Source organism: Actinomadura kijaniata NBRC 14229 (genome assembly GCF_001552175.1).
GTDB lineage: Bacteria > Actinomycetota > Actinomycetes > Streptosporangiales > Streptosporangiaceae > Spirillospora > Spirillospora kijaniata.
In genome coordinates this window covers 1-6558 of sequence record NZ_BCQR01000294.1, presented here as the reverse complement: position 1 = coordinate 6558, position 6558 = coordinate 1, and the positions used below count along the sequence as shown (strand labels likewise).

The following is a 6558-nucleotide window of genomic DNA, read 5'->3' as shown; positions in this document are numbered from 1 at the left end:
GGCGGCGGCCCGGGCGCCCGGCGGCCGCCGCACGGGCCCGGGGGTGGCGGAACGGCGGCCGGGCGGCGCGTCGGCGCTGGTCGGAGCCGATTTCCCGGATCCGCGGGTGGCGTGTCCCCGCCCCTATTCAGCTATTCCGACTCGTTTAGTAGGTTATTGGTGTGACCAGGACAGACAACGCCGCGACCGCGCTGTCGCTGACCGACGCGCGCCGGCTGCGGGCCGACCGGGCCCGGCAGGTGGCCGACGTGCTGCGGCGGCAGGTGCTGTACGGGGGGTTCCGCTCCGGCGCGCTGCCCTCCGAGGCCGAGCTGGTGCGCGAGTTCGCCGCCTCCCGCAACACCGTCCGCGACGCCCTGGACCTGCTGCGCGCCGAGGGCCTGATCGAACGCTGTCCCGGCGTCGGCACCACCGTCGCCACCGAGAAGTACCCGCACGGCCTGGAACGGCTGCTCGGGCTGGGCGAGACGCTGCGCGAGCACGGCGAGGTCACCAACGAGGTCCGCACCACCGGCCTGATCGCGCCGCCGCGCGAGATCTCCGCCCGGCTGCGGCTGCCCGCCGGGGAGCCGGTCGTCTACGTCGAGCGGCTGCGCCGCCTCGACGGCGTGCCGCTGTCGCTGGACCTGACCTACCTGGTCCGCGACCTGGGCGAGCCGCTGCTGGCCGAGGACCTGGCCCGCAACGACGTGTTCGTCCTGCTCGAACGGATCGCCGGCGCCCCGCTGGGGCGGGCCGAGCTGACCCTGGAGGCGGTCAACGCCGACGCGCACTCGGCCGCGACGCTCCAGGCCCCGCGCGGCGCGGCGCTGATGATGGTCGAACGCCTCACCCACCTGGCCGACGGCCGCCCCGTCGACCTGGAGTTCATCCGGTTCCGGGGCGACCGCATCACGATGAGCGGCACCCTGCACCGCTCCTGACCGCCGCCCCCGCCTCCACAGCGTCCACAGCCTCCACCGTCCCGCCCCGCGGCCCGTTCGGGCTGCCCTCACTCCCGGAGACCGCCATGCCCCTGGTCGACCACCGCGCCGACGTCCCCGTGACCGTGGACGAGGCCCTCTGCATCGACGGCTGCACGCTGTGCGTCGACGTCTGCCCGCTGGACGCGCTGGCCATCCACCCCGAGACCGGCAAGGCGTACATGCACGTCGACGAGTGCTGGTACTGCGGACCGTGCGCCGACCGGTGCCCCACCGGGGCCGTGACCGTGGACATGCCCTACCTGCTGCGCTGAGAAGCCGAAGGAAGACCCAGATGAGACGAACGCGCGCACTCCTCACGGCCCTGCTGCCCCTCGCGGCCGCCGGGTGCACGGTGGCGGGCAACGCGGCGGCCGGCGACGGCGACACCGTCCGGATCGTCGTCGGCTACCAGTCCAAGACGATCAACACCGTGACCGCCGGGACGCTGCTGCGCTCCCTCGGCGCCTTCGAGCGGCGCCTGGCCGGGCTGGGCCGCGCCGAGGGCCGCCGGTACGCGGTCGTGTGGCAGGACCACGACACCGGCGCCCCGATCACCGCGCAGATGCTCGCCGGGAAGATCGACATCGGCTCGATGGGCGACTACCCGCTGCTGATCAACGGGTCGCGGGCGCAGGCGCAGGGCGGCGACGCGGCGACCCGGCTGGTGTCGGTCACCGGCTACAACCTGCGCGGCGCGCTCAACAGCGTCGTCGTCGCCCCCGGCTCGCCCGCCCGCACGCTGCGCGACCTGAAGGGGAGGACGGTCTCCACCAGCGTCGGGTCGGCCGGGCACGGCACGTTCGTGCAGGCGTTCCGCAAGTACGGGCTGGACGCGACCAGGGACGTCCGGATCGAGAACCAGCAGCCGTCGATCGGGGCGTCCAAGCTCCAGTCGGGCGGCGCCGACGGGCTGGCGCAGTTCGTGGCGTGGCCGGGCCTGCTGGTCGGCAAGGGGCAGGCGCGGGTGCTGTACGACGGGGGAGACCTCGGCGTCCCCACCTTCCACGGCGTGGTCGTGCGCGAGGCGTTCGCCGACCGGAGGCCCCGGGTGCTCCAGGCGTTCCTGGACGCCCAGCTCGACGCGACCCGCCACCTGAACGCCGAGCCGCTGCGGGCGGCCGAGTCGGTCGCGGCGGCGACGGGACTGCCGGTCGAGACCGTGTACCTGTACAACGGGCCCGCCGGGGTCGCCACGTTCGACACCGAGATCCGCAGGGAGCTGCGGGACGCGCTCGCGCACGACGTGCCGTTCCTGAAGTCGATCGGCGTGCTGCAGAAGCCCGTCGACCTGGCCGCGTTCGTCGACGACACCCACATCACGCGGGCGCGGGCCCGGACCGCGCCGATCCGGCCCGCGCGGATCACCGGGACCGACGAGGTCTGCGGCAAGCCGGTCACCGACCCGGCGAAGGCGGGCGAGGTGTGGGTGCGGGGGGAGGCCCGGCCGCGCCCGGTCGCCGACCCGACGTGCCTGCTGCGCACCGTCCGCTCCCTGGAGGGCAGGCCGATCCGCGCCGCCTACGTCCCCGACACCGCCAACGGCACCCGCTGGTTCGCCGACCGGGACGTGTGGGTGGAGGACGACGGGACGTTCAAGCCGTTCACCACCGACGAGGCGGCCCGCCGGTACGTCGCCGGGCACGACGGGGCGAGGATCGTCTCCTACGCCGAGGCGGTGCGGCGCGCATGAGGGTCCCCGCCGTCGCCGTCCGGGCCGCCTCCCTGCTCGGCGCGCTGCTCGGCTGGCACCTGCTGACCAGCGCGAACGTGCGGCTGTGGGTGCGGTTCGACCGGTTCCCCGGCCCGCTGGAGGTGGCCCGCGAGTTCGGCCGCCAGCTCCAGGCCGGCCAGTTCTACGCCGACGTCGCCCAGAGCGTGGTGCGCATCCTCACCGGGTTCGCGCTGGCCGCCGTCCTCGGGATCGCCCTCGGCGTCGCCGTCGCCCGGTCGCGGTGGGCCGGGAACGTGCTCCAGCCGCTGTTCGAGGTGGCCCGGCCGATCCCCGCCATCGCGCTGGTGCCGGTCGCGATCCTGCTGTTCCCCGCCAACGAGCAGGGGATCGTGTTCATCACGTTCGTCGCGGCGTTCTTCCCCGTCCTGGTCAGCACCCGGCACGCGGTGCGGGCCCTGCCCGGCGTGTGGGAGGACGCGGTGCGCACCCTCGGCGGCGGACGGGCGCGCGTGCTGGCCCAGGTCGTGCTGCCGGGCGTGCTGCCCGGCGTGTTCGGCGGCCTGTCGGTCGGGATGGGCGTCGCCTGGATCTGCGTGATCTCCGCCGAGATGATCTCGGGGGACTTCGGCGCCGGGTACCGCACCTGGCAGGCGTACACGATCGTCGACTACCCGGGCGTCCTGGTCGGGATGATCACCATCGGGCTGCTCGGCTGGCTCACCTCCGGCGCCGTCGAGCTCGTCGGCCGCCGCCTCACCCGGTGGAGGACCTCATGAGCGACGCCGCGAACGGCACCGTGACCGGTACCGCGGGCGCGGTGTCCCTGCGGGCCGAGGGCGTGACCCTGGGGCACGACGGCGCGGCCCCCGTCGTCACCGGCCTGGACCTGACGGTCCGGGCGGGGGAGGTGCTGGCGGTCGCCGGGCCGTCCGGATGCGGCAAGTCCACGCTGCTGCGGGCGCTCGCGGGCCTGCTGCCGGTCCGGGCGGGACGGATCACCGCCGACGGCGCGCCGATCACCGGGCCGTCCGCCGACCGCGCCCTGGTCTTCCAGGACGACGCGCTGCTGCCGTGGCGCACCGCCCGCCGCAACGTCGAGCTGCCGCTGGCCATCCGCGGCGTCCCGCGCGCCCGGCGCCGCGAACGCGCCGAACGCTGGCTCGCCCGCGTCGGCCTCGCCGACGCCGCCGGGCGCCTGCCGCGCGAGCTGTCGGGCGGCATGCGCCAGCGCGTCCAGCTCGCCCGCGCCCTCGCCGGGGAGCCGCGCGCCGTCCTGATGGACGAGCCGTTCGGCGCCCTGGACGCCCAGACCCGCCGCGCCATGCAGCACCTGCTGGTCGAGGTGCTCGCCGACGCGCCCGCGACCGTCGTGTTCGTCACCCACGACGTGGACGAGGCGCTGCTGGTCGGCGACCGCGTCGTGGTGCTCGGGCCGTCCGGCGTCGCCGCCGAGGTCCTCCCCGATCCCGCCGCCCCGGCCGGGGCCCAGCGCGCGGAGATCCTGGCCGCGCTCGGTGCCCGCCCCGGACCGAGGCCCGCAGTGAAGGAGCCCGTCTGATGCGGATCCCCGACCCCGCCGACCGCCGCGAACTGCGCTGCGACGTGCTCGTCGTCGGCGGCGGCACCGCCGGCACCATGGCCGCGATCACCGCCGCCGAACGCGGCGCGTCGGTGCTGCTGCTGGAGAAGGCGCACGTGCGGCACTCCGGCGCGCTGGCGATGGGCATGGACGGCGTCAACAACGCCGTCATCCCCGGCCGGGCCGCTCCCGAGGACTACGTCGCCGAGATCACCCGCGCCAACGACGGCATCGTGGACCAGCGGACCGTCCACCAGACCGCCACCCGCGGCTTCGCGATGGTGAAGCGGCTGGAGGGCTACGGCGTGAAGTTCGAGAAGGACGAGCACGGGGAGTACGCGGTGCGGCGCGTGCACCGCTCCGGCTCCTACGTGCTGCCGATGCCCGAGGGCAAGGACGTCAAGAAGGTCCTGTACCGGGTGCTGCGGCGGCGCTCGGTCCGCGAGCGGGTCCGCATCGAGAACCGGGTCATGCCCGTGCGCGTCCTCACCGACGGCGGCCGGGCCGTGGGCGCGGCCGGCTTCGACACCCGCACCGGGGAGTTCGTCACGGTCGCGGCGGGCGCGGTCATCCTGGCCACCGGGCCCTGCGGGCGGCTCGGCCTGCCCGCCAGCGGCTACCTGTACGGCACCTACGAGAACCCCACCAACGCCGGGGACGGCTACGCCATGGCCTACCACGCCGGGGCGGAGCTGAGCGGCATCGAGTGCTTCCAGGTCAACCCGCTGATCAAGGACTACAACGGGCCCGCCTGCGCGTACGTGGCCAACCCGTTCGGCGGCTACCAGGTCAACGCGCGCGGCGAGCGGTTCGTGGACTGCGACTACTGGTCCGGGCAGATGATGGCCGAGGTCAAACGGGAGATCGACTCGGCGCGCGGCCCGATCTACCTCAAGCTCAGCCATCTGCCCGACGAGACGATCACCGCGCTGGAGGGCATCCTGCACACCACCGAGCGGCCCACCCGGGGCACCTTCCACGCCGGGCGCGGCCACGACTACCGCACCCGCGACGTGGAGATGCACGTCTCCGAGATCGGGCTGTGCGGCGGGCACTCGGCGTCGGGGGTGTGGGTGGACGAGCACGCGCGCACGACCGTTCCCGGCCTGTACGCCGCCGGGGACCTGGCCTGCGTGCCGCACAACTACATGATCGGGGCGTTCGTCTTCGGGGACCTGGCCGGGGCGGACGCCGCCGGGCGGGGGAGGCCCGCCCCCGGGACGCTGCCGGAGGACCAGGTCCGCGCCGCGCACGAGCTGGTCTACCGGCCGTTGCGCAACCCCGACGGCCCGCCGCAGCCGCAGGTGGAGTACAAGCTGCGGCGCTTCGTCAACGACTACGTCGCGCCGCCCAAGACCGGCGCGAAGCTGGAGCTGGCGATCGAGACGTTCGCCCGCATGGAGCACGAGATCGCCCGGATGGGCGCGCGGACCCCGCACGAGCTGATGCGCTGCGCGGAGGTGACGTTCATCCGCGACTGCGCCGAGATGGCGGCCCGCGCCTCGCTGGCGCGGACCGAGAGCCGCTGGGGCCTCTACCACGACCGCGCCGACCTGCCCGAACGCGACGACGCCGAGTGGTTCTTCCACCTGAACCTGCGCCGCCGCGACGACGGGGAGATGGAGTTCCTCAAACGGCCGGTGGCGCCGTACCTGGTGCCGGTGGAGGGCTTCACCGTCCCCGACCGGGGCGACCCGGTGGTCCTCGGCCCCGTGGGCACGGCCGCCGCGGCGGCCCCGGCCACCGGCCGCCGCGCCGTCTCCGCGCCGGTCGGCCGCTCCCCGCGCCTGCTGGAACTGCTGGAACTGGCCGAGACCGGCCCCGCCCTCGACCGGATCGCCCCCTATCTGGCCGACCCGGACCCCAAGGTGCGCCGCGCCGCCGTCACCACCCTGACCGAGGTGGTCCCCGACGGCGCGGGCGAGGCGCTGGCCGGGGCCCTCGGCGACGACCACGGCTCGGTCCGCCGGGCCGCCGCGACCGCGCTGCGCGAACTGGTCGAGGTGCTGCCCGCGACACCCGCCCTGCGCGCCGCGCTCGCTCCCGCCCTGGCCGGCGGCGACGGGCAGGTCCGGGGCGCCGTCCTGGACGTGCTGCGGGCCCTTCGGCTGGGTGATCCGGAGACGTTCGCGGCGGCGCTCGGCGACGACGACCACCGCGTCCGCATCCAGGCCGTGCGGGGCCTGGTGGCCCACGACGCCGCCGCCCGGATAGCCCGCGCCGCCGCGGACCCGTCCCGCGAGGTGCGTGTGGCCGTGGCCCACGGCCTCGGCGCGGTGGGCGACCCGGCCGCCGCCGGCACCCTGGCGGCGCTGGTCGGCGACGCCGACCCCCTGGTGCGC

Annotated in this window: 6 protein-coding genes; all 6 read left to right on the top strand. The window is 75.4% G+C overall.

From position 1 onward, the window contains the following. Positions 1 to 161: 161 nt before the first annotated feature. On the top strand, positions 162 to 923 hold the full coding sequence (locus tag AKI01S_RS47775) for a GntR family transcriptional regulator (RefSeq protein ID WP_067833571.1): 762 nt from the start codon (positions 162 to 164) through the stop codon (positions 921 to 923). Between the two features lie 86 nt (positions 924 to 1009). Then, positions 1010 to 1237, top strand: a complete 228-nt coding sequence (locus tag AKI01S_RS47770; protein WP_067833567.1) for a 4Fe-4S dicluster domain-containing protein — start codon at positions 1010 to 1012, stop codon at positions 1235 to 1237. A 20-nt stretch (positions 1238 to 1257) separates the two neighbouring features. Then, entirely contained in the window at positions 1258 to 2655 is a 1398-nt protein-coding gene (locus AKI01S_RS47765) for an ABC transporter substrate-binding protein (RefSeq protein WP_067833563.1), read from the top strand. Then, a complete protein-coding gene (locus AKI01S_RS47760; protein WP_067833559.1) occupies positions 2652 to 3413 on the top strand; it encodes an ABC transporter permease in 762 nt (253 codons plus the stop codon). The genes AKI01S_RS47765 and AKI01S_RS47760 overlap by 4 nt, the downstream gene beginning before the upstream one ends. Beyond that, positions 3410 to 4195, top strand: coding sequence for an ABC transporter ATP-binding protein (locus tag AKI01S_RS47755; protein ID WP_067833555.1), 786 nt, complete (start codon positions 3410 to 3412; stop codon positions 4193 to 4195). The genes AKI01S_RS47760 and AKI01S_RS47755 overlap by 4 nt, the downstream gene beginning before the upstream one ends. After that, on the top strand, positions 4195 to 6558 hold a 2364-nt coding region (locus AKI01S_RS47750), incomplete at its 3' end, for a fumarate reductase/succinate dehydrogenase flavoprotein subunit (RefSeq protein ID WP_067833552.1). The genes AKI01S_RS47755 and AKI01S_RS47750, both read left to right, overlap by 1 nt.

Bases quoted from the DNA above. Each gene is read 5' to 3' on its own strand.
- AKI01S_RS47755 (WP_067833555.1), top strand. From the start codon at position 3,410: ATGAGCGACGCCGCGAACGGCACCGTGACCGGTACCGCGGGCGCGGTG.
- AKI01S_RS47770 (WP_067833567.1), top strand. From the start codon at position 1,010: ATGCCCCTGGTCGACCACCGCGCCGACGTCCCCGTGACCGTGGACGAG.
- AKI01S_RS47760 (WP_067833559.1), top strand. From the start codon at position 2,652: ATGAGGGTCCCCGCCGTCGCCGTCCGGGCCGCCTCCCTGCTCGGCGCG.
- AKI01S_RS47765 (WP_067833563.1), top strand. From the start codon at position 1,258: ATGAGACGAACGCGCGCACTCCTCACGGCCCTGCTGCCCCTCGCGGCC.